This is a genomic window from Microbacterium sp. KHB019 (assembly GCF_037285405.1).
Taxonomy (GTDB): Bacteria; Actinomycetota; Actinomycetes; order Actinomycetales; family Microbacteriaceae; genus Microbacterium.
In genome coordinates this window covers 1,280,438-1,306,653 of the sequence record NZ_JBBDHF010000001.1, presented here as the reverse complement: position 1 = coordinate 1,306,653, position 26,216 = coordinate 1,280,438, and the positions used below count along the sequence as shown (strand labels likewise).

Sequence of the window (26,216 nt, the reverse complement as noted above, 5' to 3'; positions counted from 1 at the left end):
GGGGAGAAATGAGGGGAATCATGACGGAGAAACTGAACGTCGCAGTCATCGGCGCCGGGTACTGGGGGCCCAACCTCGCGCGGAACTTCCGCACGAGCGCCGACTGGAACCTGGCGGCGATCTGCGACCTCGACATCGAGCGGGCTCAGCGGGTCGCCGACGGGATCGGGGGAGCCCCGGTCACCGCCGGCCTCGACGAGGTGCTCGCCGACCCGAAAGTCGACGCGATCGCGATCGCCACACCGGCCCGCACCCACCACCCGATCGTGCTCGCGGCGCTCGACGCCGGCAAGCACGTGATGGTCGAGAAGCCGCTGGCCGACCAGCGCCACCGTGGCGAGGACATGGTCGCCCGGGCGGCGGAGCGCGGGCTCGTCCTCATGGCCGACCACACGTACTGCTACACGCCGGCGGTGCTGAAGATCCGCGAGCTGATCGCCGACGGACAGCTCGGCGACATCCTGTTCGTCGACAGCGTCCGGATCAACCTCGGTCTCATCCAGCCCGACGTCGACGTGTTCTGGGACCTCGCCCCGCACGACCTGTCGATCATCGACTTCGTGCTGCCCGGCGGCCTCTCCACCACCTCGGTCGCAGCCCACGGTGCCGACCCGCTGCGCACCGGCAAGGCGTGCGTCGGATACCTCGCCATGCCGCTCGTCGGCGGAGCGATGGCCCACATCCACGTGAACTGGCTGAGCCCGACGAAGATCCGTCAGATGGTCATCGGCGGCACGGAGCGCACGCTCGTCTGGGACGACCTGAACCCGCAGCAGCGCATCAGCGTCTACGACCGCGGCGTCGACATCGCCTCGGTCACCAAGACAGTCTCGACTGTGGCGCGCGACGCCAACATCTCCTACCGACTCGGCGACACCTGGTCACCGGCGCTGCCGGAGCGCGAGGCGCTCGCAGGCGTCACCGCCGAGTTCGCAAGCGCGATCCGCGAGGGTCGGCCGGCGCGTACAGACGGCGAGGCCGGCCTCCGCGTGCTCTCGGTTCTGGATGCCGCGCAGCGCAGCCTCCAGGCGGGCGGCGCGCCCGCACCTCTCACCCTCGACATCCAGCCCGCAAGGAGCGCAGCAGCATGACCGCCATCGAAGGATCCCGCATCCTCGTCACCGGCGGGGCCGGCACCATCGGCTCCACCCTCGTCGATCAGCTGCTCGCGGCCGGCGCCGCGCACGTGGATGTGCTCGACAACCTCGTCCGTGGTCGCCGCGCCAACCTCGACGAGGCGCTCGCCACCGGGCGGACCTCGCTCATCGACGGCGACATCCGTGACCCGAGGCTCGTCGACGAGCTCGTGGCCGAGCAGGACATCGTGTTCCACCAGGCCGCGATCCGCATCACGCAGTGCGCCGAGGAGCCGCGGCTCGCCCTCGAGGTGCTGGTGGACGGCACGTTCAACGTCGTCGAGGCAGCGGCGAAGCACAAGGTCGGCAAGCTCATCGCGGCATCCAGTGCCTCGGTGTACGGCATGGCAGAGGAGTTTCCGACCACCGAACGCCACCACCACGAGAACAACGACACGATCTACGGCGCGGCCAAGACGTTCAACGAGGGCCTGGTGCGCAGCTTCCGGGCCATGCAAGGGCTCGACTACGTGCTGCTGCGCTACTTCAACGTCTACGGCCCTCGCATGGACGTGCACGGCCTGTACACCGAGGTGCTCGTACGGTGGATGGAGCGCATCGTCGACGGCAAGCCGCCGCTGATCTTCGGCGATGGCAACCAGACGATGGACTTCGTGTGCGTGCCCGACATCGCCCGTGCGAACGTGCTCGCCGCCCGCAGCGACATCGTGGAGGGCACGTACAACATCGCCAGCTCCACCGAGACGAGCCTGCTCGAGCTCGCCGAGGCGCTGCTGCGGGTCATGGGCTCCGACCTCGACGTCGCGCACGGACCGGAGCGGGCAGTGAACGGCGTCGTCCGTCGCCTCGCAGACATCACCGCCGCGAAGCGGGATCTCGGCTGGGAGCCGACGATCGGGCTCGAAGAGGGCCTGCGCCGGCTCGTCGAGTGGTGGGCGCCGCTGCGGGACGAGATCGCAGCCGGAAGGGCGGTGGACGCAGCATGAGCGAGCGCATCGATGTGCAGGAGCGCATCAACGTCATGGTCCCGTGGCTCGGCCAGGAGGAGGCGGATGCCGTCGCCGAGGCCATCGCGAGCGGATGGGTGGCACAGGGCCCGCGCGTCGCGCGGTTCGAGCAGGAGTTCGCTCAGGCCATGGGTGCACGGTTCGGAGTCGCGACCACGAGCTGCACCACGGCGCTCCACCTCGCCCTGATCGTGGCGGGGATCGGACCGGGCGATGACGTCGTCATCCCATCGTTCTCGTTCATCGCGACGACCAATGCTGTGCGCTACGTCGGTGCGAACCCCGTGTTCGCCGACGTCGACGTCGTCACCGGCAACGTGACCGGAGACTCGATCGCCGCGGTGCTGACGGACCGGACGCATGCGGTGATCGTCGTCGACCAGGGCGGTGTTCCCGTCGACCTCGATGACATCCGCCGGGTCACCGACCCGCACGGGATCGTCGTCGTGGAGGATGCCGCGTGCGGCGCCGGATCCACGTACAAGGGGAGCCCGGTCGGCACTGGTTCCGACATCGCGACCTGGTCGTTCCACCCGCGCAAGCTCCTCACGACCGGTGAGGGCGGGATGATCACCACGAACCGCGAGGAGTGGGCCGTGCGCGCCGGGCACCTGCGCGAGCACGCCATGAGCGTCTCGGCGGCCGACCGGCACGCGTCGGTGCTGCCCCCGGCGGAGGAGTACTCCGAGGTGGGGTACAACTTCCGCATGACCGACCTGCAGGCTGCCGTCGGGCTCGTGCAGCTCACCCGGTTGCCCGCGATCGTCGCCCGCCGCCGCGAGATCGCCGCGCGCTACCGGGACGCGATCGGCGGAATCTGCGGACTGCGTGCGGTCACCGATCCGGCGTACGGCACGAGCAACTTCCAGTCTTTCTGGGTCGAGGTCGAATCCGACTACCCGACCGATCGCGACGGGCTGTTGACCGCGCTCGCAGGCGCCGACATCTCCGCGCGCCGCGGCATCATGGCCGCCCATCGCCAGGCGCCGTACGTCGATCTCACACCCCCCGCCGGGCTTCCGGTGACCGAACGGCTGACCGATAGCACGCTGATCCTGCCGGTATTCCACACCCTGAGCGCGTCCGATCAGGACCGCGTGATCTCGGTGCTGAAGAACCCGGTGCCGAAGACCCCGGCGGCCATGAGCCGTGTCATCACCGAGACCGCAGGGGCCGTCGTATGACCACGGGGCTGCTGCTCATCGGCGCGAGCGGCCTGGCCAGAGAGGTGATCGCCGCGGGCGTTGCCGGTGTCACCGGCATCCTCGACGACGATCCGTCGCTGATCGGCACGGCCGTCAGCGGCGTGCTCGTGCTGGGCCCGGTTGACTCCGCCGCAGGCCGCAGCGAGCAGCTTCTGGTCTGCATCGGCCCGAGCGTCAGCCGCCGCGACGTGGTGCGACGGCTGCGGCAGATCGGCGTCGACGACGAGCGATTCGCCGTCTTCGCCGCCCGCTCAGCACGGATCGGCTCGACCAGCGACGTCGGCGTCGGCAGCATCCTGCTCGACGGCGCCGTCCTCACGGCCGACGCCCGACTCGGACGCCACGTGGTCGTGATGCCGAACTGCACGATCACGCACGACGACGTCATCGACGACTTCGCGACGCTCGCGGCAGGGGTGGCCCTCGGCGGCTCAGTGCACATCCGCGAGGCCGCCTATCTGGGGATGAACGCGTCCGTCCACCCCGGCATCACGGTCGGCGAGAACGCCACGGTCGGGATGGGCAGCGTCGTACTCGCCGACGTGCCAGAAGGACAGACCTGGGCCGGAGCTCCTGCACGGCACCTGACCGCACACCAGCCGGGAGCGCACGAATGAACGTCCCCTTCCTCGATCTCCCCGCACAGCAGGCCGAGGTCGCCGATGAGATCCTCACCGCATGGCAGCGGCAGCTCGAGACCGCGGCTTTCGTCGGCGGGCCGGAGGTCCACGCCTTCGAGCAGGAGTACGCCGCATACATCGGCGTCGCGCACGCGGTCGGCGTCTCGAACGGCACCGACGCCCTCGAGCTGGCTTACCGCGCCGTCGGCGTACAGCCCGGTGACGAGATCATCATGCCCGCGAACACCTTCATCGCCACGGCGGAGGCCGCGTCGCGGCTCGGCGCCGTGCCGGTGCTCGTCGACGTGGACGACGAGCACCTGCTGATCGACCCGGCGGCGATCGAGGCAGCCATCACCGAACGCACGCGCGCGATCGCTCCGGTGCACCTGTTCGGTCAGACCGCGCCGCTGGAGCAGATCGTCCCGATCGCCGAGCGGCACGGACTCACGATCGTGGAGGACGCCGCGCAGTCACAGGGCGCATCCGGACCTGCAGGCAGGGCAGGCTCTGTCGGTCGTGTGGCCGCGACGAGCTTCTATCCGGGCAAGAACCTGGGGGCGGCGGGGGACGCCGGTGCGGTGATGACCGACGATGCCGAGATCGCCGCAACCGTCCGCAACCTCGGCGGGCACGGCTCGAGCATCAAGTACGTGCACGACCGCGTCGGCATGAACGCGCGACTGGATGCCGTGCAGGCGACGGTGCTGCGGGCGAAGCTGCGCCGACTCGACACCTGGAACGCCGCGCGCCGTGACGCAGCCGACCGCTACGCCGAGCTGCTCGCGGACGTCGACGGGCTACGTCTGCCGTCCGTTCGAGAGGGCAATGAGGACGTCTGGCATCTCTACGTGGTCCGCGCCGAGGAGCGCGACCGCGTGATGGCCGAACTCGGCGAGGCAGGCATCGGCGTCGGCATCCACTACCCGACACCCGTGCACCTGACAGAGGCCTACCGGTCGCTCGGCTACCGCAGCGGGCAGTTCCCGGTGGCCGAGGCCGCGGCCGACAGCATCCTGTCGCTGCCGATGTTCCCGCACCTGACCGAGCAGCAGCAGGTGCAGGTGGCGAGTGCGCTGCGCGCCGCCGTGCAGGGCGGCGCTGGGCGCAGCGTTGCAACCGACGTGCTGGTGAGATCATGACCGCGACGCAGACCCGGCAGCCGGGGGCGCGCCGTGCGCTCAGCTGGAGCTTCGCCAATGCGGCACTCGGCAAGCTCGGCGGACTGCTGATCGGCATCATCATCGCGCGCGTGCTCGGTCCGGATGAGTTCGGGACGTATGCGATCGCGATGGTCGCCCTTCTCGCGGTGCTGAGCTTCAACGAGCTGGGCGTCAGTCTTGCGATCGTGCGCTGGCAGGAGGACCCGCGCCGGATCGCGCCGACCGTCACGACGATCTCTGTCGGCGCGAGCCTGATCGTCTTCGCAGTCGGCTGGATGCTGGCGCCGCTGTTCGCGTCGACGATGGGGGATCCGACGGCGACGCCTGTGGTGCAGCTCATGCTGCTGTGCGTACCGCTGAACGGGCTCGTGGCGACAGCGGCGGCGGTGATGCAGCGCGAGTACCAGCAGGGCAAGCGGACCATCGCCGATCAGGTCAACGCCTGGCTCGGCGCCGGGCTGTCCGTGGCACTGGCCATCGCCGGGGTCGGGGCGATGAGCCTCGCGATCGGACGGGTCGTCGCATCCGTGGTGTTCGCCGTGATGCTGCTCGCCTTCAGCTCCGTGCCGTTGCGGTTCGGATGGGATCGGCAGTACGTGCGTCCGCTGCTCGCGTTCGGACTCCCTCTCGCCGGCGCGAGCATCGTCGTGTTCGCCGTCGGCTACGCCGATCAGCTCGTGGTCGGCGCCGTTCTCGGCGCGCAGGCGCTCGGCTTCTACCTGCTCGCCTTCAACCTGGCGAGCTGGCCCGTGTCGATGCTGTCGCAGCCGGTGCGCGCCGTCGCGCCGGCCGCGTTCGCCCGCATCCAGGAAGACGGCGTCAGGATGGACCTGAACTTCCGAGCAGCGTCGCGAGTGCTCATGGCGGTGGCGCTGCCCGTGTGCGCGTTCCTGGCCGCGGCCGCCGTCCCTGTCATCACGTTCGTCTACGGGGCGGCATGGGCACCGGCCGCGCTGGCGCTGCAGTGGCTGGCGCTGCACGGCGGGATCCGGATCGCGTTCGAGCTCGCTTACGACTTCCTCGCCGTCAAGCGGCGGTCGGTGACCCTGATGGTCATCCAGGGCGTGTGGCTGGCGCTCCTTCTGCCTGCTGTCATCGTCGGGGCTCACCTCGGTGGCATCGGCGGGGTGGCGATCGCGCAGGTCGCCGTCGCGCTCGTCGTGCTCGTCGGCGGTTACGGCTGGGCGCTGCGACGTGGCGGCGTGCGGATCGGCGCGCTCGCGCGCACCTTGCTCGTGCCGGTCTCGGCGGGGATCCTCGCATGGGCGGGCGGCGCGCTCTTGTCTGACCTGATCACCGCCGACTTCTTCGCCGCACTCGCGGCCGGTTGCTTCGCGCTCGCGGTCGTGGCTCTCGCGATGGCGGCGTCGCGGTCGAGTCTGCGCGCGCTCGGGGCCGTCCGGGCGCGACAGGAGGTCGGAGCATGAGGATTCTCGTCTATCCCCATGACCTCGACATGGGCGGCAGCCAGCTGAACGCCATCGAACTCGCCGCCGCGGTGACGCGACTCGGTCACGAGTGCATGGTCTACGGGCGCCCCGGGGCGCTCTGCGCACGGATCGAGGAGCTCGGGCTCGAGTTCATCGAGGCGCCGGAACCCGGTCGGCGTCCGTCGCTGCGAGTCGCACGCGACATCCGGCGGCTGATCCGCGAACGCGGCATCGACATCGTCCACGGGTACGAGTGGCCTACAGGGCTCGAGGCCGCGCTCGCCGTCGAGAGCGAGGCGGATGCTGCGGCCATCTGCACCGTGATGTCGATGGCGGTCGCGCCGTTCCTGCCGACGAGCATGCCGCTGTTCGTCGGCACGCAGCAGATCTCGGCCGCGGAGCAGGCGCGAGGACGCCGTGCGGTGGACCTGCTCGAGCCGCCCGTCGACCTCGCATACAACGCGCCGCTCCCGCCCGCCGAGATCGCGGCCTTCCGCAGCCATTGGGGGCTGGATGAGCGGCCCATCGTCGTCTGCGTCAGCCGGCTGGTGCCCGATCTGAAAGCCGAGGGCATCTTCACCGCGATCGAGGCGACCGCCGAACTTCCCGGCGCACCGTTCCAGCTTCTGATCGTCGGCGACGGTGCCTCACGTCAGGACATGGAGGATGCTGCCCGGCGGGCTGCAGCACGCAGCGGACGCGCGAGCGTCGTCTTCACCGGCGAGCTCACCGATCCGCGCGCGGCGTACGCCGCCGCCGACATCGTGCTCGGCATGGGCGGATCGGCGCTGCGGGCGCTCGCATTCGAGAAGCCGCTCATCGTCCAGGGCGAGCAGGGGTTCTTCCGCCCGCTGTCGGCCGAGACGGTCGACACCTTCCTCTGGCAGGGGTGGTACGGCATCGGCGACGGTCACGGTCGCGCGGTCGACCATCTGATCGCGGCGCTCCAGCCGCTCCTCGCCGATCGCGCCCTGCGCCGTGAGCGCGGCGTCTTCGGTCGGGAGGTCGTGGAGCGGTTCTCGCTCGAGGCCACGGCGGGTCGCATGGTCGCGTGCTACCGGGACCTCTGGGCTGATCGTGACGCGCAGAAGCGGCGACGCCTGAGTGCCACGGCATCAGCGCTGCGCTTCGCCCGCTACCGCGTTCTTCGCCGACTCGACGGACTGCGCGGCCGGCGACGCACTGACGACTTCAACGCGGTGCCCGTCGCATCCGCCGACAGCACGGCGCGCGGTGCGCGGACGGCGAGTCCGGCATCCGGCCCCATCGTCTACTTCGCTGGAGCGGCCTGGGATCACGTGGCCGGCACCGATCGACAGATCGTCGCCGAACTGTCCGAGCACCGCGAGGTGATCTGGATCGACCCGCCGCAGAGCCCGTTCCGCGGGCGAGGGCGCCCGGCCTCCAGAGCGTCGAATCCGCAAGGGAACATCACGCGCCTGCGCGGCGTGCCGGTGCCGTCGAACCATCGCCCTGTGCTGCGGACGATCGCCGACCGCTGGTGCGTGCGCGAGCTGCGGCAGCACTGTGCACGGCACGGCATCCACCCGTCTGCGGTGGTGTGCGCGTCATCGTCGCCGTCGCTCGCACTCACCCGCGACCTGCCGGGCGTGAAGGTCTACTACGCCACCGACGACTTCGTCGAGGCCGGTGCATTGTGGGGAGTGAGCCAGCGCTACCTCGCATCCGCCCGCGAGGCCAACCTGCGTGCCGCCGATCTCGTGCTGGCGGTGACGCCGGAGCTCGGACGCCGACTGCAGCGAACCGGCCGCGCATCGCTGTGGCTGCCCAACGGCGCCGACCTCGATCACGCCGGAGCCGTCGTCGAGAGGGCAGAGGACGTCCGACTGTCTCCGCCCATCGCCGGTGTCGCAGGGCAGTTCAACGCGCGCACCGACTTCTCGGTTCTGGAGGCGGTGCAGCAGTCGGGGGTCAGCCTTCTGCTCGTCGGACCGCGCCGCTTCCACATGCCCGAGGGCGAGGCGGACTTCGAGCGGCTGATCGGTCAACCGGGCGTGCAGTGGGTCGACAGCGTGCCGAAGGAGGAGCTTCCTGCCTATCTCGCCTGGTTCGACGCCGGGCTGACGCCCTACGCCGACACGATGTTCAACCGTCGCAGCTATCCGCTCAAGACAGTGGAGTACCTCGCGGCGGGGATACCGGTCGTCGCGACGGACGTGGCTCCGACCGACGGGCTGGACGAGCGGTTCGTGCGCATCGCGGCATCCGCCGGCGAGTTCGCCGCCGCCACGGTCGACCTCCTGGCGAACGACCGCGATCGCGAGGCGATCCAGCGGTCCGTCGCACACGCCGCCTGGGGAGCACGTGCCGAGCAGCTGCTCGCCTGGATCGATGAGGAGGGTGAGCGATGAGCCGGGCGCGCACGCAGTTCCACGACCTGCTCGAGCACACCGCGGTCGCAACGCCGGATGCGCCGGCGCTGACCTACCGTGACGTGACCGTCACCTACGCGCAGGCGTGGACGGCTGCGGCGTCGACAGCGGCACAGCTGCAGGACATGGGCCTCGAGCGAGGCGACCGTGTCGCGATCTACTGCGAGAAGCGCATCGAGACGGTCGCTGCGATCTTCGCGGTCTCCGCCGCCGGGGGCGTGTTCGTCCCGATCAACCACGTGCTCAAGCCCCTGCAGGTCGGTCACATCCTCGCCGACAGCGGTGCGAGCATCCTCATCACCTCGGCGGATCGACTCGCGCAGCTCGCCGACACCCTCGCCGACACCCTGGTGACGGAGATCATCCTCGTCGGCACGATCCCGCACGAGGAGATGCCGCGCGGCAGGCGCGTGCGCGCCTGGGAGGACGATCGCGACGCGGCGAGCGCGCTGCGCACCGCACCGTCCATCGACGTCGATCCCGCGGCGATCCTGTACACGTCGGGCAGCACCGGTCGGCCGAAGGGTGTCGTGCTCAGTCACCGGAACCTGATCGTCGGAGCCGAGAGCGTCAGCACGTACCTCGAGAACACCGCCGAGGATGTGATCCTCAGCGTTCTGCCGCTCAGCTTCGACGCCGGGCTCAGCCAGGTCACGACGGCGTTCGCCGTCGGCGCGCACGTCATCCTCATGAATTACCTGCTGCCGCGCGACGTTCCGAAGATCTGCGAGCGGTACGGCGTGACCGGCATCACCTGCGTGCCGCCGCTGTGGCTGCAGGTCGCCGAGGTGCCGTGGCCCGAGACGGCGGTGCGGCGGCTGCGGTACTTCGCGAACACCGGTGGACGGATGCCGCGGGCGACGCTCGACCGTCTGCGGGGCGTGTTCGCGCAGGCGAAGCCGTACCTGATGTACGGCCTGACCGAGGCCTTCCGATCGACGTACCTCGACCCCGCAGAGGTCGATCGGCGACCGGACTCGATCGGCAAGGCGATCCCGAACGCCGAGATCCTCGTGCTGCGTCCGGACGGCACGCCCTGCGAGCCGAACGAGCCGGGTGAGCTCGTCCACCGCGGTGCGCTCGTGACGCTCGGCTACTGGAACGATCCGGTCCGCACGAGTGAGCGCTACCGGCCCGTCGCGCACCTCGACCAGGAGTGGCGCGCGCCGGAGATGGCCGTGTGGTCCGGCGACACCGTCGTCGCAGACCAGGAGGGGTTCCTCTACTTCGTGGGGCGTCGGGACGACATGATCAAGACGTCCGGATACCGCGTGAGTCCGACCGAGATCGAAGAGGCCGCATACGGGACCGGCCTGGTCCGCGATGCTGTCGCCTTCGGGGTCGAAGACGCCGCCGCCGGCCAGCGCATCGTGCTCGTCGTGACCCCGGTGGGAGCGGATCTGGAGGCGGATGCGGTTCTGGAGCGCCTGCGCCGGCAGCTGCCCCTGTACATGGTGCCGTCGCGCATCGAACAGCGGCACGAGCTGCCCCGTTCTCCGAACGGCAAGTACGACCGGAACCTGATCAAGCAGGAGGTGGCCGGATGATGCCGCATGATCACGTCGCAGCCTTCGGGATGCTGGACGGCGAGCTGCGCGTCGGAGGGATGCCTCTGAGCCGCCTGGCCGAGCGGGTGGGCTCGACGCCGTTCTTCGCCTACGACCGAGGGCTGCTGGACGCGCGCATCGACGCACTCCGAGCGGCGCTGCCTGCGACGCTCGAACTGAGCTACGCGATGAAGGCGAACCCGATGCCGGCGATCGTCCAGCATCTCGCCCGCCGGGTCGATCGCATCGACGTGGCGTCGGGGCTCGAGATGCGCACGGCGCTCGACACCTCGATCCCGGCCGGGAAGGTCAGTTTCGCCGGGCCGGGGAAGGCTCCGGCAGAGATCCGCCAGGCCGTCGCGGCCGGCGTCATCGTCGAGGTCGAGTCGACGACGGAGATGAAGCGGGTGATCCAGGCGGGTGACGATCTCGGCATCGTCCCCCGCGTCGCGATCCGCGTGAACCCGGACTTCGCGGTGAAGGGCTCCGGGATGCGCATGGGCGGTGGACCGCAGCAGTTCGGCATCGACGCGGAGACGGTGCCCGCTGTCCTGGCCGAGTACGCCGGAACCGGTGTCGAGATCCTCGGGTTCCACGTGTTCGCCGGATCGCAGAACCTGAACGCGGCGATCATCGCCGAAGCCCAACGGCACACGGTCGACCTCATCAGCTCTTTCGCCGAGCACCTGCCGACTCCGATCCGCTATCTGAACCTCGGCGGCGGGTTCGGCATCCCTTACACCGAACGGGATCAGCCGCTCGATCTGTCCGCCGTCGCAGAGGACCTGCACCGACTCGTCGACGGGCCGATCGCCCGACGGCTGCCTGACGCGACTCCGGTCATCGAGCTCGGCCGCTTCATCGTCGGCGAATGCGGGGTCTACGTCACGCGAGTGCTCGACCGGAAGGTGTCGCGCGGCAGGACGTACCTCGTCGTGGACGGCGGCATGCACCACCAGCTCGCGGCATCCGGCAACTTCGGGCAGGCGATCCGCCGCAACTACCCGCTCGTCGTCGGCAACAGGGTGGCCGCGGCCGGCGGGGAGTCGGTGAACGTCGTGGGCTGTCTCTGCACACCCCTCGACCTGCTCGGCGATGACGTCGCCCTGCCCGACGCCGACGTCGACGATCTGATCGTGATCTTTCAGCAGGGTGCGTACGGGCTCACGGCGAGCCCGACGGCCTTCCTCGGCCATCCGGCCCCTGCAGAGGTGCTGGCTTGAGATGAGAGGGGAACGGGGAATGACGAACAGAAGACATCTGGGGGAGAACGTGACTGTCGAACCCCCGAACGAGGCGCTGCGCGATGTGCGCGTCGCGATCCTCGTGCAGAACCTGCCTGTGCCGTTCGACCGCCGAGTCTGGCAGGAGGCGACGTCGCTCGCGGCGGCCGGTGCGGATGTCACGGTGGTGTGTCCGAGTGACGCGCGGCACCCGGTCGGCGAATTCCTGATCGACGGTGTCCTGGTGCTTCGCTACGAGGCGCCGCGGGAGGCGAAGGGGATCGCCGGGTACGTCAACGAGTACGGGGTCTCGCTCCGCAGGATGGCGGCGCTGTTCAACCGCGCCCGTGCGAACAGGCCCTTCGACATCGTCCACTTCTGCAACCCGCCGGATCTGCTGTACCTGATCGCGACGCGTGCGAAGCGGCAGGACGGATCAGTTCTCGTGTTCGACCAGCACGACCTCGGTCCTGAGCTCGTCGCAGCGAAGCGGATGCCGCTGCCCTGGTTGTTCTCGTCGATCGCGCGGCTGTTCGAGAGTCGCACGTACGCATGGGCGGACCACGTCATATCGACCAACGAGAGCTACCGTGCTGTGGCGATGGGCCGCGGCGGCTTCGCCGGTGAGGATGTCACGGTCGTGCGGTCGGGGCCGTATCGGGAGTGGGCCGACTACCGCCCGACGGGTGAGGGCTGGCACCGCGGCCGACGCTTCCTGCTCGGCTACGTCGGCGTCATGGGGCGGCAGGAGGGCATCGAGTACCTCATCGACGCGGTGAAGATCCTCAGCGCCGAACGCGGCCTGGATGTGCATCTGGCGCTGATCGGATCGGGCCCGGATCGGGAACGGCTGGAGTCGCACGTCCGCGAGCAGGGGCTGGCGGAGCGTGTCGAGTTCCACGGACGCGTCTCCGACGAGCAGATGAAGAGCATCCTGTCCGACGCAGATGTGTGCGTGAACCCCGACGAGGTCAACACGATGAACGACCTGTCCACGATGAACAAGATCATCGAGTACATGGCGCTCGGACGCCCGATCGTGCAGTTCGACGTGCGCGAGGGGCGCTTCTCGGCCCAAGCGGCGTCGCTGTATGCAGCGGAGGACAACGATGCCCGCAGCTTCGCCGATGCCGTGGAACGCGTCCTGACCGACCCCGCGACCGCCGAGGCGATGGGCGCCGCGGGGCGCGCGCGGTTCCAGGAGGAGCTGTGCTGGGAGATCCAGGCAGGAAGGCTCGTCGCTCTGTATGCAGGGCTCGCTTCGCGGCCAGCGGCGGTGCGGCGATGAGAAATCCGGGGAAGACAGGGGACTGGCGACAGTCCATCGACAAAATGGGGTGGGAAGCGTGAGAGTAGCGGTATTCGGACTGGGGTACGTCGGCAGCGTGACGGCGGCGTGCCTGGCTGATGCAGGACACGACGTCGTCGGCGTCGACGTCTCGGAATCGAAGGTGGATGCCATCCTTCAGGCGCGGGCGCCGCTCGCCGAGCCAGGACTCGACGATCTCACCCGGCGCGGGGTGGAATCCGGCCGGCTCACGGCGACGACGGACGTCCACGCGGCGCTGAACGGCACGGCGGCGGCACTGATCTGCGTCGGCACGCCATCGGCTGCGAACGGGTCGCTGACCACGGTGTTCGTCGAGACGGTGCTGGCGGAGATCGCCGAGTACCTCGCGAGCACCCCGAGTGCCGCACACCTGACGGTCGTGGTGCGCAGCACGCTGCTGCCCGGCACCACCGATGGTTTGATCCCTCCGGCGATGTCCGGGATCGACGACACCCGTTACGCGGTCGCGTACTGCCCCGAGTTCCTGAGGGAATCGACGGCCATCAGCGATTTCGGGCATCCGCCGTTCACCATCATCGGCACCGACGACGACATCGCGCGCGACACGGTCGCCGCGCTCTTCGAGTCGGCGGACGCACCGGTTCGTCACGTCTCGATCGCGACGGCGGAGTCGATCAAGTACGCCAGCAACGCGTTCCACGCGGTGAAGATCACCTTCGCCAACGAGATGGCGCGGTTCGCGGACGCGTACGGTGTCGACGCCGACGAGCTGATGGACGTGTTCGTCCAGGACACCGTTCTGAACGTCTCACCGCGCTACCTGCGCCCCGGTTCGTCGTTCGGCGGCTCGTGTCTGCCCAAGGACGTCAGGGCGCTGACGTACGCCGCCAGGCGAGCAGATGTGGACGTGCCGATGCTGGGCAGCGTTCTCGCCAGCAATGCGGCGCACACGCACCGTCTGGTGGACCATGTCCTCTCGCTCGGGTGGCGACGAGTCGCCCTGCTCGGACTGGCCTTCAAGAGCCGCACGGATGATCTGCGGGAGAGCCCGTACGTCGACATCGCCGAGACGCTCACCGGCAAGGGCGTCGAGGTGCGCATCTACGACGACGTCGTGAATCCTGCTGAACTCGTCGGCAGCAACGAGTCGTACATCCGCGTTCGACTGCCGCACCTCGAGAAGCTGCTGTTCGCGTCGCGAGCGGATGCCGTCGACGGGGTCGATGGCATCATCCTGGGCTCCGACCGCACTCCGGACGGGTTCCTGGACGGCGCCCTGCCGGTCCTGGACGCGAACATCCCCGCAGCACGTTGGCCCCAGTTGGTCAACGCGTGAACGACCACCTGGAAAGGACAGAGATGATGAAGACATTGGATGACATCCGCGCTGTGCTCATCGAGAGCCTCGAGCTGCAGCAGGCTCCTGCGGATCTCACGCCCGACACCGTGCTGTTCGGCGAACTGCCCGAGCTCGACTCGTTCGGCGTGCTGCAGCTCGTGGCGGCGATCGAGGACCGCTTCGACATCACGATCGACGATGACGAGTTCGGTGCGGAGATCTTCGAGACCGTCGGCACTCTCACGGCCTTCGTCGAGGGCAAGCTCGCCCTGGCGGCCTGAGGGCGGACGACTGCGGCTCGCGTCACACGTGACGCGAGCCGCAGAGGGAACCTAGTCGATCCGAGCGGATCAGTTGTTGTTCGGGATGGGGGCGAGCGTGTCGTCCCAGTAGTTGCCCGTCCAAGACGCGCCTGCGACATCGCCGATGCCCCAGGTCGACCGGTGGGTGAACCGGTTGTCCTTGATCACGCCGTCGGCGATCGGCCGGGAGTTGAGCATCCATCCGCCGCCGTCGATGAGGTTGTTCTCGATGGTGACCCCGCGGTTGTCAGCCCCGGTGACGCCCATCTGGAACACGGCGTTGATGTCCGACTGGCCGCCGAGCTTGAACGTGCTGTGCCGCACGGTGATGTTGCCGCTCGCCGTGGACTGGACGCCGTCATTGTGAGAACCGGACGAGACCGTGAGCCCCGTCACGTAACTGTTCTCGATCAAGACGTCGCGGTCGGCCTTGAACCCATCGGTGCAGCCGTGGACGTGCACACCGCGGGCGGTGTATCCGTTGAAGGCGAGACCCGCCTGGCAGGTCGCCGTGCCGACGATCTCGGTGTTCTCCACGGTCAGCCCGAGGCAGCTGTCGGCGTCACGGGTGGCGCCGGCGTACACGCAGTTGACCGGGTAGTAGTCGTTCGAATCGATGAAAGCATTGCGAATCGTGACACCGCGGTGCTGCACGATGATCGAGCCGTTCGCGAGCGAGAGGTTCGACAGGGTCGCCCCATCCGCCGTGGTCTGGATCGCGCGGATGTCGGAGCGGTACGTCCAACCGGGGCCGCTGGTCGCATCCTCCGGCACGCGAGTCAGGGCGACGCCCGCTGCCGGACCGGTGTTGGTCTCATCGGGGTAACCGCACTGGCTCGGCACGGTGATGCAGTTCTTGCCGGAGGCCGGGGTCGATCCCGCCTCGGTCGGCGGAGTCGGCTTCGGCGTCACGGTCGGAGTCGGCTTCGGCGTCGTGGTCGGCGCCGGAGTGGGCGCCGCGGTCTGCGTCGGCTTCGGGGTGACTGTCGGCTTCGGAGCGGTCGTCGGCTTCGGCGTGACGGTCGGCTTCGGCGCGGTGGTCGTCGGTGCACCGGCGAGGTAGAGCACATCCACGAAGTAGTTCGACGCGCGATAGGTCTGCGTCGGGAAGCCGCCGTTCTTGGCGTACTGGTACACGCCGGCGTTCTTCGGGAATGTCACCCCGGCGTTGGACTTGGCCTGTGTGAAGAACTTCTCGCTGACCGCGTAGCCGCCGGCGGGAGCGAGGTAGGAGGCGGTATACGACTGGCCGGCCTTCACTGCGACCGGCTTGGAGAACGTGGCCGACACCCATCCGGTCGTCTTGACCGTGGGGAAGGTGAGCGTCGCCAGACGCGTCCCGTTCTGGCTCCACAGAGATCCGGTGTGCTTGCCCTTGTTCGATGGCGTCGAATAGAACTTGATGCCGGTGATCGTCCCGGCAGAGGCGACGGAGAACTTCACTCCGAGTTCGACGGGAACGCGGTCGGAGTCGACGGGGGTCGTCGGCTTGATCGTGGATGCCAGCACACTGGTGGGCGTGGCGGCAGTCGCGGTGGTCGCGACGAGCGAGGCGCCGAAGATCGCGGCGATGGTCATGGCGATGCCGGTGGTCAGTCGAAGGCGTCGACCACGGTGTTGAGCGACACGGTGGGAGCGACGGGTCAGGGGTCGGTTGGGGTCGGTGTTCGGGGAGTTAGACACGTGGGTTTCCTCAGTGTTGGCATCGGACACGGTCTGCTCGGCACAACGGATGTTATACGGTGTTCCTGGGAACCCTCACAGTGCATGTGCGGCTGGACATCAGGCGGAACACGATGTCGGCCGACACGCTAGGGGGCGTCCACTGTGCGGCGGGCGTCGATGCTCGGGAGGGGAGTGGTCGCGTGACGGTTCGGGAGATCCTTCATGTCGTCCTGCGGCGCTGGTACACCACCGTCGCGGCGCTCCTGCTCGCCGCCCTGCTGACCGCGCTCTTCCTGCAGGGCAGCGGCGTGTACTCCACTCGTGCCGTCGTCGAGTTCCGCTGGCCGGGTGCGGCACGCATCGAAGCGGACAGCGGTTTCGAGAACGACAGTGTGATCTCGTTCGCCGACATGGTGGCGACCAGGGTGAACGACGGACACGAGCCGTTTCGCTACTCTCAGGACGAAGCACCGCTCTACGGTGCCGGCATTCGCGACGCCGCCGTCGTCGACCTGTCCTTCACGGGCAATCAGTGGGTGACCGATCATCCTGTGGCAGCGATCACAGTGAGCGTCGTCGGTCGATCGGAGGAGCAGGTGCGAGCGAGACAGGTTGCGTTGACGGATGAGGTCCTGAAGACCGCCGACGCGCTCCAGGAGGAGGTGAGCGTGAGCCGTCCCGAGTACGTCGTCCACGCGCTCCAGCCCCTGTCGGCGCGGATCGAGCACATCACGCCGTCGCGTTCGAGCCAGATCACGGCTTTCGCGGCCATGCTCGCTGCGGGGGTCATGGGCGGCGTGGGTGCAGCACTGATGTGGGAGCGTGCCACCCTGGCGCGCATGGCGCGGCGGGCCGGCCGTGCCGGTCGAGTCGCCGAAGGGGCGATCGCGTGAGGCCGGCGGACGTCCTGCGGATGCTGCTGCGACGGTGGTACGTCGTCGCAGCGGGTCTGGTGATCGCCGTCGCTCTCGCGTACACGGCCTGGAACGCGGTGGAGCCGGAGTACGAGCGGCAGGGCACGCAGATCGTGCTGCCCGGGTTGAGCTCGCTGCCGGAGGGTGCCACCAACCCCTACCTCTACCTCAGCGGTCTCTCCCTGCCCACGGACATCGTCGCTCAGGCGGTGACCGGCGAGAACGTGCTCGGCGAAGTCCTGCAGGACTTCCCCGGTGCCTCCGTCGAGGTCGTCCGCACCGGCACGTCCGCCCCCATCCTGTCGATCAGCGTGAAGGCAGCATCGGATGACGCGGCGGAGGAACTGCTCGACATCATGATGCAGAGCACCGTCACGACGCTCGCGGACATGCAGGAGTCCGAGGGCATCAGCAGCGCCAGCCAGATGTCGATCATGACCCTCACCGTCGACACCGAGAGCAAGACGGATCAGCGCAAGCGTCTACTCACGGCCGGTGGCATCGGTCTCGGGATGCTGGTGGTCTCGCTCGGCCTCGCCGCACTGATCGACGGGCTCATCACCCGCCGCCGCCGTTCGGGAAAGGGCTCGCGCCGCCGTGCGACGGCCGCTGAGGGCGACCCGATCCCGATGCGCCGGGGGAATGACGATGCCGTGGACGACGGCGCGGCGGACGACGACGCTGTGCGGGATGACAGTGCGCCGGATGTCGCGTCCGATACTGTCGCGTCCGACGATGCCGCACCTGATGAAGGCGCGCTGAAGCGTGATCGGGCGTCCGCGGAGTCGGCGGAAGGATGAAGCCGCTCGGCGCCAGGCACACGGCGCCCCGCGTCGCTGCCGAGCACACGATCTTCGCCGGCCGGAACCGCATCCCGGATGCGGTGAGCCTCGTCACCGTCTACATCGTGCTGCTGTTCGCGATCCCGTCCAATGTGACCATCAACGGCCTCGGGTCTCTGGGCAGGCCGGCGATGCTCTGGGGACTCGTGCTGTTCGCGCTGTGGGTGCTCTCGCGGCTCGGCTGGCGCAGCACTCCAGGGGGCGGCCGTCTGGCGCAGCCCGTCCGCACAGCGTTCGTCATCTACCTGGTGATCACTCTCGTGAGCTTCGCGGCCGCGATGCTGCGCGGCCAGCCGGCCGCACAGGTGAGCCCGGCGATCTCCACGATGATCATCCTGATCTCATCGGCAGGCGTCCTCCTGGTGATCATGGACGGCGTCCGAACGATGAACGACGTCGGGGCGCTGCTCCGCAGGATCGCCATCGGTGCCGCGCTGCTGGCGGCGCTCGCACTCCTTCAGGTGCTGACCCAGCAGTACCTCCTGGACTTCTGGCGATCCGTCCCCGGGCTGTCTGTGGGGTTCGGAGGGCTCGCAGAACGCAACGGGCAGGTGCGGGCGGCCGCGACGGCGACGCATCCGCTCGAGTTCGTCACGACGATCAACGCCGCGCTCTCGATCTGCGTCGCCGCGGCCCTCTCAGGCGGATTCCGCACCGGACGCTCCCGCGCGGCGGTCTGGTGGTGGTGGGGAGCGACCGCGTGGATCGCGGTCGTGGCGCTGACGGGACTCTCGCGGACGGCGATCATCGGCTTCATCGTCGCGCTCGCCGCGATGATCCCTGCCGCGCCGCGGAGGTTCCGCGCGTGGGTGATCGCGGGCGGCATCGTGATCACGTCGATGCTGGTCGTCGCCGTCCCTGGCCTGGCCAGTTCGACCCTCCGCCTGTTCACCGGCGCTGCGGAGGACGGCAGCACGCTGTCCCGCACGGACGCGCTCGCCCGTCTGGGTGAGTTCATGGCGCCGTCTCCGCTGATCGGCGTCGGCCCCGGCACGTTCCTGCCCGAGTACTACATCTTCGACAACGAATGGGCGGTCTCGGCCATTCAGCTCGGAATCCTCGGGGTCCTCGCCTTCGCCGGAATGCTGATCGCTGCCGCCTGGAGCGCCGGCCGCGCGCGGGCGTCGTCCCGCGACCCGGACGTGAGAATCGCCGGCTATGCACTCGCCGTCGCGGTTCTCAACACCGCACTGCAGTTCGCATTCTTCGACGGACTGTCGTTCCCCATCGCGGCCGGACTGCTGTTCGTGCTCGTCGGACTCTGCGGCGCGATCCGCACGGTGGCCACCACCGAGGCGACGCCCCTGTTCGCGGCGGGTGCGACGCCGATGTATCCGTCCAGCGACGCTCTGTCGACCTTCCCGCCGCGCTCAGCGAGGGACGGCAGGGGCTGAGTCGGCGGCGGGGTCATCGTCGATGTGCCGGACGACACGCGCCGGATTTCCCATCACGACAGTGTTCGGTGCGACGTCCTTCATGACGAGCGACGCGCTCGCGACGATCGCACCCCGGCCGATGGTCACGCCGGGCAGGATCACCGAGCCCGCCCCGATCCAGGCGCCGTCCTCGATCCGCACGGGAGCCGTCGTGAACGCCCCTCCCGCTCGATTGTCGGGGCCGCCCTCTTCGTGAGAACCGGTGACCACGAGCGCGTTCATGCCGATCGAGACGTTCCTGCCGATGACCACCCTGTCGGAGCCGTCCAGGAAGACGCATCGATTGAGAGAGCTTCCGCGTCCGATCTCGATGCGGCGGCTGCCGATGTACCCGCCCGAGTCGATCAGACACCGCTCCGCACGGATGCCTGAGGCTCGGAGCAGCATCCACCGGGCATGCTCGGGGACGAGCTCGGATGAGACGAACGCGTTCATCCAGATGTTGAAGAGACGTCTCCTGGCCAGCATCCCCAGCAGACGGATTCTCCTTCGAAGCTTCCCCACGGCACTGATCTTAGTGCGTGGTACTTTGGCAATCAGGCAAGCCGTTGCGCTCGGGATCTCCGGGCCGGCGTTCACGTCACTGGGGATGGCGAGGAGACCTGTGGAGAGCAAGGCCCGGTTCGTCGATGCGAAGGAGCACGCGGACGTCGCCGTCGTCGTCGTGACGTATCGCAATGCGTCCGACATCGATCGCCTCATCGAGTCGTTGCGACGGGAGGCCACCGCGAATCGCCTTCGGGTGATCATCGCCGACAACGATTCGCCCGATGACACACTGTCGGCGGCGCGCGCCCATTCTGACGTGATCGCCTTCTCGAGCGGCGGCAATCTGGGCTATTCCGGCGGCATCAATGCGGCCGCTCGCGACGCCGGATCGGCTGACGCCGTCCTCGTCCTCAACCCGGACATCGAGGTCGAGCCGGGGGCCATCGCGGCCATGCGGTCGCGTCTCGACCAGCACGGCGTCGGCGTGGTCGTGCCGATGATCGTCGACAGCGCGGGCGAGCGCACGGACTCGCTGCGACGGGAGCCGAGCATCCTGCGCGGTCTCGGCGATGCTCTGCTCGGCGGGCGCCTCAGGCGCAGACCCGGGGCTTTCGCCGAGATGATCTTCGTGCCGGAGGTGTACGGCGCTGCGCGGCGCGTCGACTGGGCGACGGGTGCTGCCCTCATGGTCTCGAGCGAGGCCGCCGCTGCGATCGGGGAGTGGGACGAGCGCTTCTTCCTGTATTCGGAGGAGACCGACTACTTCCGTCGTGCCAGGGAAGCGGGCTTCACGGTCTGGTACGAGCCCGCTGCCGTCGTCCGTCACGCCGAGGGCGGTTCCGGCGGCTCGTTGCAGCAGTTCACGCTGCTGGCCGTCAACCGCATCCGCTACTTCGCGAAGTACCACGGGGCCGTCGCCACGGCCCTCTTCCACTTCACCGCCGTGCTGAACGAGGTGACGCGTGCGCGCGATGCGCGCCACCGCGCGATCCTGCGCACCGTGCTGCGCCCGCGTTCGTGGGCCGAGCTGCCTCGGGCGACCAGATCCGACCCGTCGGCTGCGGATGCGGCGGCACGGGCGCGCGGAACGGCGAAGCCATGACGCTCACCGTCGTCACCGCGAGCTACGCGCCCGACTTCGTCACGTTCCGTCGGCTGCACGAGTCGGTCGTGGCTCACAGCGCTGACGACGTCCGACACATCGTCGTGGTGCCCGACGCGCACGCGTCGTTGTTCCGATCGCTGGGTTCGGCGAGGCTCGACGTGCGGCCGTACAGCTCCGTCCTGCCCAGACGATTCCTGCAGACCGCGTGGGTGCAGACCCTCCCCGGGGTTCCTCGCGGGTTGCGGATCGCGGCGGTGAACGTCGCGCACCCGTGGCCGCCGGTCCGCGGGTGGATCATGCAGCAGGTGATCAAGCTGGCGCTCGTCTCCGAGCTGTCCGACGACGTGGCGCTGCTCATCGATTCCGACGTCGTGGTCGTGCGCACCCTGACGGAGTCCGCCTTCCGCGCCGCCGACGGCACGGTGCGGCTGTACCGGAGGCCGCACGGGATCACCCCCGCGATGACGCGGCACGTCGCACAGCGCACCAGGGCGCTCGAGCTGCTCGGGATCGATCAGGTCGAGGACGACTCGCCCGACTACATCTCGGCCTTCGTCAGCTGGGATCCGACCCTGGTCCGCGCACTGATCGGACGCATCTCCGAGGTGCGGGGACGCGGCTGGCTGGAGACGGTCGCGGCGTGCCTCGATCTGTCGGAATACATCACCTACGGCACCTACGTCATGTCGATCGCCGAGCCGGCGCATCGCGCGTACGTCGGTGAGCAGAGTCTCTGCCACAGCCACTGGGGTCAGACACCGTTGACGATCGAGACAGCGCGGCCGTTCGTCGACGCGATGCGCCCCGACGACCTCGCCGTGCACGTGCAGTCGAACTCGTCGACCGATGAGGACGTGCTGCGGTTCATCGCCGAAGCGGCCGGCCGCTGATGACACGTGGACGTCTGCCCTGGGCTGCGTGGGGGCTCGTGATCTACGGCGTGCTCGTTGTGCTCGTGCTCGTGCTCCCCATCGGATACGGCGGGCTCATCGAAGCGGCGACCGCGCAGATCAGCGCAGTCCTGGGCACTGAATCCGTCAATCCGCACTGGGTGGAGTTCGGTGCGAACATCCTGATCTTCGCGCCGCTGGGATTCCTCCTGACCCTCCTGTTCGACCACCCCTGGCGAGGGGCGCTGCTCGCCGCTGCCCTGTCGATCGCCGCCGAGCTCGGACAGATCCTGATTCCCGCGCGCACACCGAGCGCGCGGGACGTGCTCGCCAATGCGCTCGGTGCGGCGGTCGGCGCCGCCCTCGCCTGGTTCGTCGTGCGCCGCCGGAGGCGGTTAGCGGGGCCTCGTGGGAAGCGCAGCTGACGCTGCGGTCTCCGTACTGCGCTCTCGGGTGCTCGCGTCCCGCCCCCACACGTCCTGCCGGGCACGTCGAGCGCGAAGGCCGGCGATCACGGTGATCGCGGCGTAGGCCACGCCGGCGGGTGCGAGGCTGAGGTCCTTGAGCACCACGTCGCGCAGCCAGGACCAGCGATCTGACGACCGGACGCTGCCGCTCACCTCGTGCGACGCCGTCGCCCTGCGCATCTGCGTGTTGCCGCGACGCACCCGGACGAGTCTGTTCAGCAGGTCGGCGGTGGTCCATGGTGCCTCGACGACGGCTTCGACCTCAGGCACCTCGCGCTTCTCTTCGGCGGTGAACTGCCCGTCGAGGAAGAGGTCGTCGGCGATCAGGTCGGGGAACGCGCCGAAGCGCGCCCGCCCGGTCTCGGAGAGGACGATCAGGCCGCGCCCGAACAGTCCGCTGCGGAACACGGGCAGCCGCTGATTGATCTCGAAGTACGCCTGTACGGCCCAGGGCCGCCCGGCCGTGTTGACCCGTCGGCGGGGCATCGTCGCCAGCACGCCGGACTCGTCGTCGAGTGCGGCGGCGAGGGCTGCGATGCCGCCATAGGGCACGAGGATGTCGGCGTCGAGGTACACCCGCGGGAACGAGGTCGCGACTTCCTCTGCGGCGTTGAGCGCCCCGGCCTTCCCTGCTTCCGAGCGCTCGACCACGGTCGTGTTCAGAGATCGCGCGAGCTCGGCAGTGGCATCCGTGCAGCCGTTCGCACTGACGATGATCTGCAGCGGGGTCCCGCCCCGATGGAGCGACCCGAGGCACCGCTCGATCACCGACTCCTCGTTGTGCGCGGCGATGATCACACTGACCATGGCTTCCTCACTTCTCCGTCACCACGGCGGGTGACCATGCGTGTTCGATGAGAATCGTCGGAGTGCCGGAGCCGTCGGCGTTCAGCGACCACACGTCTGAGTCGCCGACGGTGTCGTTCGGCATCCCGTAGAGCAGCGTGCCGTCGTCGAGCCAGGCGATCTGGTCGTCGACGCTGCGGGACTCGGTATCCAGCACGGTCACGGCGGCGGATGCGATGTCGTAGACCGCCGGCGTCCAGTGCACGGTGGGCCCCGACCCCGACGTGACGCGCTTGAATGCGATGCGCGTGCCGTCCGGGGACAGCGAGGGGCACTCCACATCGTCGGCGAGGGCCGTCAGCGTGCGCTTCGCGATGTCCCCGACGACGAGGTGCGTCTCGCCGGTGGTGGTCATGCCGACCGTGGCGTAGAACGTGTCGTCGTCGACGAACGTGACGCCCCAGTAGTTGCGGTCCAGCGGTGCGCTCGGGGCTCCATCGATGAGGAGCGTCCACTCCTCGAGGCTGCCGAAGCTCTCGCCGTCGTCCGTCCTGTGGATCACCGTCTCGGTCGAGAACCCGATCGTCGCGTAGGCGTGACCGGTGACGAACGAGGTCGTCGCGACGAGCGAGCCGTCCGGCGAGAACCGGGTGCGGCTGGGTATCCCCGGCAGCGCCCAGCCGAGCTGCTCCGTCGTACCGGCCGCGTCGTAGAGGTGCGCGCCGTAGCTCGGCGTGATGCCGCGTTCCGATCGCAGGCACGAGATGGCGCCACCGGATGCTGCGACCCGATCGCAGGCGATGTCGAGCACGGCCCGCGGGCCCCCGGGCTCGGCGAGGGGAACGCTGGCGACGTGGCCGTACCCCTGCCCGGATGCCGTGTTGCGGAACAGGATGCGGTCGCCCGACGGTGCGTCGTCCGTCGTGGTCGTGTCGGCCGCCGAAGGGGCGTTCTGGCGTTGCTGGTACTGCGCCCAGGCGGAGATGCCGATGCCGATCGTGCCGCCGAGCGCGACCGCCGAGACGACGACGATCACGATCCACTTCGCACGGGGTGTCACGGGCTCTGCTCCGCATCGGCCGGCGCGACGGCTGCCCGCGGAGCTGCGAGGTGCGCTCGCAGCAGCCAGGCGACGACGGGGACGGCGACGAGCAGGAGACCTGCGACCGTGATCATCGCGACCTCGCGGCCGACGACGAACCAGAAGATGCCGAAACCGGCCGCCGAGACGAAACGGCTCAGGGCGACGACGGTCTGCGCCGCGGCGATGCCGGTGCCCCTGGCCTCCGGAGCCGTGAGCTGCGCGGCGAGCGCGGCGAGAACCCCGTCGGTCGCGGCGTAGAACGCGCCGAGCAGTGCCAGGCAGAGCATCGTGGCCGCGATGTCGGCCATCGGCACGATCGCGGCGAGGTAGGCGCCGAGCAGGCCCGCGTGACCGTACACGAAGACGCGTGCGCGCCCGATGCGGTCGGCCAGCCGCCCGAGCGGGATCGCGAAGGCGAGGAAGGCGATGTTCGTGCCGACGTACATGAGCGGGAACCACTGCGCGGCGAAGTCGCCTCGGGCCTGCAGGACGAGATAGATGAAGCCGTCGCCGATCGTCAGCAGGCCCAGGATGCCGGATGCCGCGAGCACGCGCCGCATCGGGCCCGAGGTGATCGAGCTCCAGTCGAACTTCGGCTTGGGCTCGCTCAACGACCCGCGGGAGCGCGACCGCACATTCGGGACGAACAGCCCGAGGATCGTCACGCCGACCACGGCGAAGCCGAGCGAGGCGACGAAGATCGTGCCGTAGCCGTCAGGGATCAGCAGCAGGATGAAGAACGCCAGGAGCGGCCCGATGGCCGCGCCGATGTTGTCGAGGGTCCGGTGCACGCCGAACGATGCTCCGAGGTTCTCGGGCTTCGATGATGCGGTGATCACGGCATCCCGTGGCGCCGTTCGGATGCCCTTTCCGATGCGGTCTGCCGTGATCACCGCCGTCAGCGCTCCGAAGCCGGACGCGAACAGCAGCCCGACGCGGGCGACCGCGGCGAGGGCGTACCCGGTGAAGGCGACCCACTTGGGCTGGTCGAGCCGGTCGGACGTGTAGCCGCCGGCGATCCGGACCAGGGCGCTGATGCCCTGGTAGAACCCGTCGAGGAATCCGAACGCGATGGTCGACATGCCGAGGAACCCGGTGATGTAGAGGGGCAGGATCGCCGAGACCGACTCGGACGAGATGTCGGTGAGCATCGAGACGATGCCGAGGGTGACGACGGTCGATGAGACGGTGCGTCGCCCCGGCCGGCGCTTCTTGCCCTGGGGTTCTGTGTCCGCCTGCTTGGGCGTGTTCGTGAAGGAGATGTACACGTGTCACTCCGTCTTGAAGACGCCGAAGATCGTGTACAGGTTGCCCGTGCCAGTCGTCTTCACGCTCAGCGTCAGCGACTCGAACGAGCCGGTGACAGCGAGCATCTCGCCGTTGTCGGGGGCTTCTACGAGACCCAGACCCGTCCACAGTTTGAGGTAGTGCGCACGAATACTGTCCGGATCATCCGTGCTGGATGCGACGAGGCTCACCTGCATGACGGTGTTCTCCGTGGCGATCGAAGTCGACACGACCGTCGAACCGTCCATGGCGTCTGCGATGCGGGTCGGGAAGCCCGACACGATGCCGCCGCTTCGCGATGCCGGCGCGGGGAGAGGCGCCTTCACCAGCGGAACGACGGCATCGAGCGGGGGCAATCCGGTGCCGCGGGCGGTTGCCGGCGGCACCTCGGAACCGGTCGACGGCACTTCGGAACCAGTCGTCGGCGTGGCGTCGGGCAGTGGTCCCGGCGTCGTCGGCGCCGGCGGACTGGTCGAGGCGACCGGTGCCGCGGCGTCGGGCGAACCTGATCCGTTCCACACCATGGCCGTGACGATGCCTCCGACGACCAGTACCCCGACCACGCCGAGGGCGATCTTCATCGCCGGTGTCAGCGTGCGTTCTTCTGCTGTGTGTGTCATCCACCCGTCTCCCC

General features: G+C 69.0%; 24 protein-coding genes. 18 read left to right on the top strand and 6 right to left on the bottom strand.

From position 1 onward, the window contains the following. The first annotated feature begins 20 nt into the window (after window positions 1-20). From KHB019_RS06275 to KHB019_RS06220, 12 genes are read left to right on the top strand one after another with little or no spacing between them, the layout of a single operon-like run. Window positions 21-1,091 (top strand): Gfo/Idh/MocA family protein, encoded by a 1,071-nt coding sequence (locus tag KHB019_RS06275; protein ID WP_337458366.1) that lies wholly within the window; start codon window positions 21-23, stop codon window positions 1,089-1,091. Further along, window positions 1,088-2,083, top strand: a complete 996-nt coding sequence (locus tag KHB019_RS06270; RefSeq protein ID WP_337458365.1) for an NAD-dependent epimerase/dehydratase family protein — start codon at window positions 1,088-1,090, stop codon at window positions 2,081-2,083. Before KHB019_RS06275 ends, KHB019_RS06270 begins: the two co-directional genes overlap by 4 nt. Then, window positions 2,080-3,288 (top strand): DegT/DnrJ/EryC1/StrS family aminotransferase, encoded by a 1,209-nt coding sequence (locus tag KHB019_RS06265; protein ID WP_337458364.1) that lies wholly within the window; start codon window positions 2,080-2,082, stop codon window positions 3,286-3,288. Before KHB019_RS06270 ends, KHB019_RS06265 begins: the two co-directional genes overlap by 4 nt. Next, entirely contained in the window at window positions 3,285-3,926 is a 642-nt protein-coding gene (locus tag KHB019_RS06260) for a NeuD/PglB/VioB family sugar acetyltransferase (protein WP_337458363.1), read from the top strand. The genes KHB019_RS06265 and KHB019_RS06260 overlap by 4 nt, the downstream gene beginning before the upstream one ends. Then, entirely contained in the window at window positions 3,923-5,071 is a 1,149-nt protein-coding gene (locus tag KHB019_RS06255; RefSeq protein WP_337458362.1) for a DegT/DnrJ/EryC1/StrS family aminotransferase, read from the top strand. The genes KHB019_RS06260 and KHB019_RS06255 overlap by 4 nt, the downstream gene beginning before the upstream one ends. Then, window positions 5,068-6,519 (top strand): oligosaccharide flippase family protein, encoded by a 1,452-nt coding sequence (locus KHB019_RS06250; RefSeq protein WP_337458361.1) that lies wholly within the window; start codon window positions 5,068-5,070, stop codon window positions 6,517-6,519. The genes KHB019_RS06255 and KHB019_RS06250 overlap by 4 nt, the downstream gene beginning before the upstream one ends. Next, window positions 6,516-8,894 (top strand): glycosyltransferase family 4 protein, encoded by a 2,379-nt coding sequence (locus tag KHB019_RS06245; protein ID WP_337458360.1) that lies wholly within the window; start codon window positions 6,516-6,518, stop codon window positions 8,892-8,894. The genes KHB019_RS06250 and KHB019_RS06245 overlap by 4 nt, the downstream gene beginning before the upstream one ends. Continuing rightward, window positions 8,891-10,462 carry an acyl-CoA ligase (AMP-forming), exosortase A system-associated gene (locus KHB019_RS06240; RefSeq protein ID WP_337458359.1) on the top strand — a complete coding sequence of 524 codons (1,572 nt, stop codon included), beginning with the start codon at window positions 8,891-8,893 and terminating at the stop codon, window positions 10,460-10,462. The genes KHB019_RS06245 and KHB019_RS06240 overlap by 4 nt, the downstream gene beginning before the upstream one ends. After that, the gene (locus KHB019_RS06235; RefSeq protein ID WP_337458358.1) at window positions 10,459-11,685 is read left to right on the top strand and encodes a pyridoxal-dependent decarboxylase, exosortase A system-associated; all 1,227 of its coding nucleotides are present in this window, start codon (window positions 10,459-10,461) and stop codon (window positions 11,683-11,685) included. Before KHB019_RS06240 ends, KHB019_RS06235 begins: the two co-directional genes overlap by 4 nt. Window positions 11,686-11,734: 49 nt before the next feature. Next, window positions 11,735-12,973 (top strand): glycosyltransferase family 4 protein, encoded by a 1,239-nt coding sequence (locus KHB019_RS06230; RefSeq protein WP_337458357.1) that lies wholly within the window; start codon window positions 11,735-11,737, stop codon window positions 12,971-12,973. 58 nt (window positions 12,974-13,031) lie between these two features. Further along, window positions 13,032-14,312, top strand: coding sequence for a nucleotide sugar dehydrogenase (locus KHB019_RS06225; RefSeq protein ID WP_337458356.1), 1,281 nt, complete (start codon window positions 13,032-13,034; stop codon window positions 14,310-14,312). Between the two features lie 23 nt (window positions 14,313-14,335). Next, window positions 14,336-14,596, top strand: a complete 261-nt coding sequence (locus KHB019_RS06220; RefSeq protein WP_337458355.1) for an acyl carrier protein — start codon at window positions 14,336-14,338, stop codon at window positions 14,594-14,596. 69 nt (window positions 14,597-14,665) lie between these two features. On the opposite strand, the gene KHB019_RS06215 is transcribed toward KHB019_RS06220, so the two are convergent. Next, entirely contained in the window at window positions 14,666-16,300 is a 1,635-nt protein-coding gene (locus KHB019_RS06215; protein ID WP_337458354.1) for a DUF4082 domain-containing protein, read from the bottom strand. Window positions 16,301-16,482: 182 nt separating this feature from the next. Here KHB019_RS06215 and KHB019_RS06210 point away from each other — a divergent pair, with 182 nt between their 5' ends. From KHB019_RS06210 to KHB019_RS06200, 3 genes are read left to right on the top strand one after another with little or no spacing between them, the layout of a single operon-like run. Then, the gene (locus KHB019_RS06210) at window positions 16,483-17,175 is read left to right on the top strand and encodes a hypothetical protein (RefSeq protein ID WP_337458353.1); all 693 of its coding nucleotides are present in this window, start codon (window positions 16,483-16,485) and stop codon (window positions 17,173-17,175) included. Beyond that, on the top strand, window positions 17,172-17,996 hold the full coding sequence (locus KHB019_RS06205) for a hypothetical protein (protein ID WP_337458352.1): 825 nt from the start codon (window positions 17,172-17,174) through the stop codon (window positions 17,994-17,996). The genes KHB019_RS06210 and KHB019_RS06205 overlap by 4 nt, the downstream gene beginning before the upstream one ends. Further along, on the top strand, window positions 17,993-19,432 hold the full coding sequence (locus KHB019_RS06200; RefSeq protein ID WP_337458351.1) for an O-antigen ligase family protein: 1,440 nt from the start codon (window positions 17,993-17,995) through the stop codon (window positions 19,430-19,432). The genes KHB019_RS06205 and KHB019_RS06200 overlap by 4 nt, the downstream gene beginning before the upstream one ends. Here the strand turns inward: KHB019_RS06200 and KHB019_RS06195 are convergent. Further along, window positions 19,409-19,978, bottom strand: a complete 570-nt coding sequence (locus KHB019_RS06195; protein WP_337458350.1) for an acyltransferase — start codon at window positions 19,976-19,978, stop codon at window positions 19,409-19,411. The genes KHB019_RS06200 and KHB019_RS06195 overlap by 24 nt on opposite strands. Before the next feature lie 100 nt (window positions 19,979-20,078). On the opposite strand from KHB019_RS06195, the gene KHB019_RS06190 reads away from it, so the two are divergent. The 3 genes from KHB019_RS06190 to KHB019_RS06180 are packed head-to-tail and all read left to right on the top strand — an operon-like array spanning window position 20,079 to window position 22,383. Then, window positions 20,079-21,065 carry a glycosyltransferase family 2 protein gene (locus tag KHB019_RS06190; protein WP_337458349.1) on the top strand — a complete coding sequence of 329 codons (987 nt, stop codon included), beginning with the start codon at window positions 20,079-20,081 and terminating at the stop codon, window positions 21,063-21,065. Then, window positions 21,062-21,958, top strand: a complete 897-nt coding sequence (locus KHB019_RS06185) for a DUF6492 family protein (protein WP_337458348.1) — start codon at window positions 21,062-21,064, stop codon at window positions 21,956-21,958. Before KHB019_RS06190 ends, KHB019_RS06185 begins: the two co-directional genes overlap by 4 nt. Then, window positions 21,958-22,383: a VanZ family protein gene (locus KHB019_RS06180; protein ID WP_337458347.1), complete on the top strand. Its 426-nt coding sequence runs from the start codon at window positions 21,958-21,960 to the stop codon at window positions 22,381-22,383. The genes KHB019_RS06185 and KHB019_RS06180 overlap by 1 nt, the downstream gene beginning before the upstream one ends. On the opposite strand, the gene KHB019_RS06175 is transcribed toward KHB019_RS06180, so the two are convergent. The 4 genes from KHB019_RS06175 to KHB019_RS06160 are packed head-to-tail and all read right to left on the bottom strand — an operon-like array spanning window position 22,354 to window position 26,202. Continuing rightward, window positions 22,354-23,232 (bottom strand): glycosyltransferase, encoded by an 879-nt coding sequence (locus KHB019_RS06175; RefSeq protein WP_337458346.1) that lies wholly within the window; start codon window positions 23,230-23,232, stop codon window positions 22,354-22,356. The two genes, KHB019_RS06180 and KHB019_RS06175, sit on opposite strands and share 30 nt — an antisense overlap. Window positions 23,233-23,239: 7 nt before the next feature. Next, window positions 23,240-24,271, bottom strand: a complete 1,032-nt coding sequence (locus tag KHB019_RS06170; RefSeq protein ID WP_337458345.1) for a hypothetical protein — start codon at window positions 24,269-24,271, stop codon at window positions 23,240-23,242. Continuing rightward, window positions 24,268-25,563 carry an MFS transporter gene (locus KHB019_RS06165; RefSeq protein WP_337458344.1) on the bottom strand — a complete coding sequence of 432 codons (1,296 nt, stop codon included), beginning with the start codon at window positions 25,561-25,563 and terminating at the stop codon, window positions 24,268-24,270. The genes KHB019_RS06170 and KHB019_RS06165 overlap by 4 nt, the downstream gene beginning before the upstream one ends. Before the next feature lie 3 nt (window positions 25,564-25,566). Then, the gene (locus tag KHB019_RS06160; RefSeq protein WP_337458343.1) at window positions 25,567-26,202 is read right to left on the bottom strand and encodes a hypothetical protein; all 636 of its coding nucleotides are present in this window, start codon (window positions 26,200-26,202) and stop codon (window positions 25,567-25,569) included. Between the last annotated feature and the right edge of the window lie 14 nt (window positions 26,203-26,216).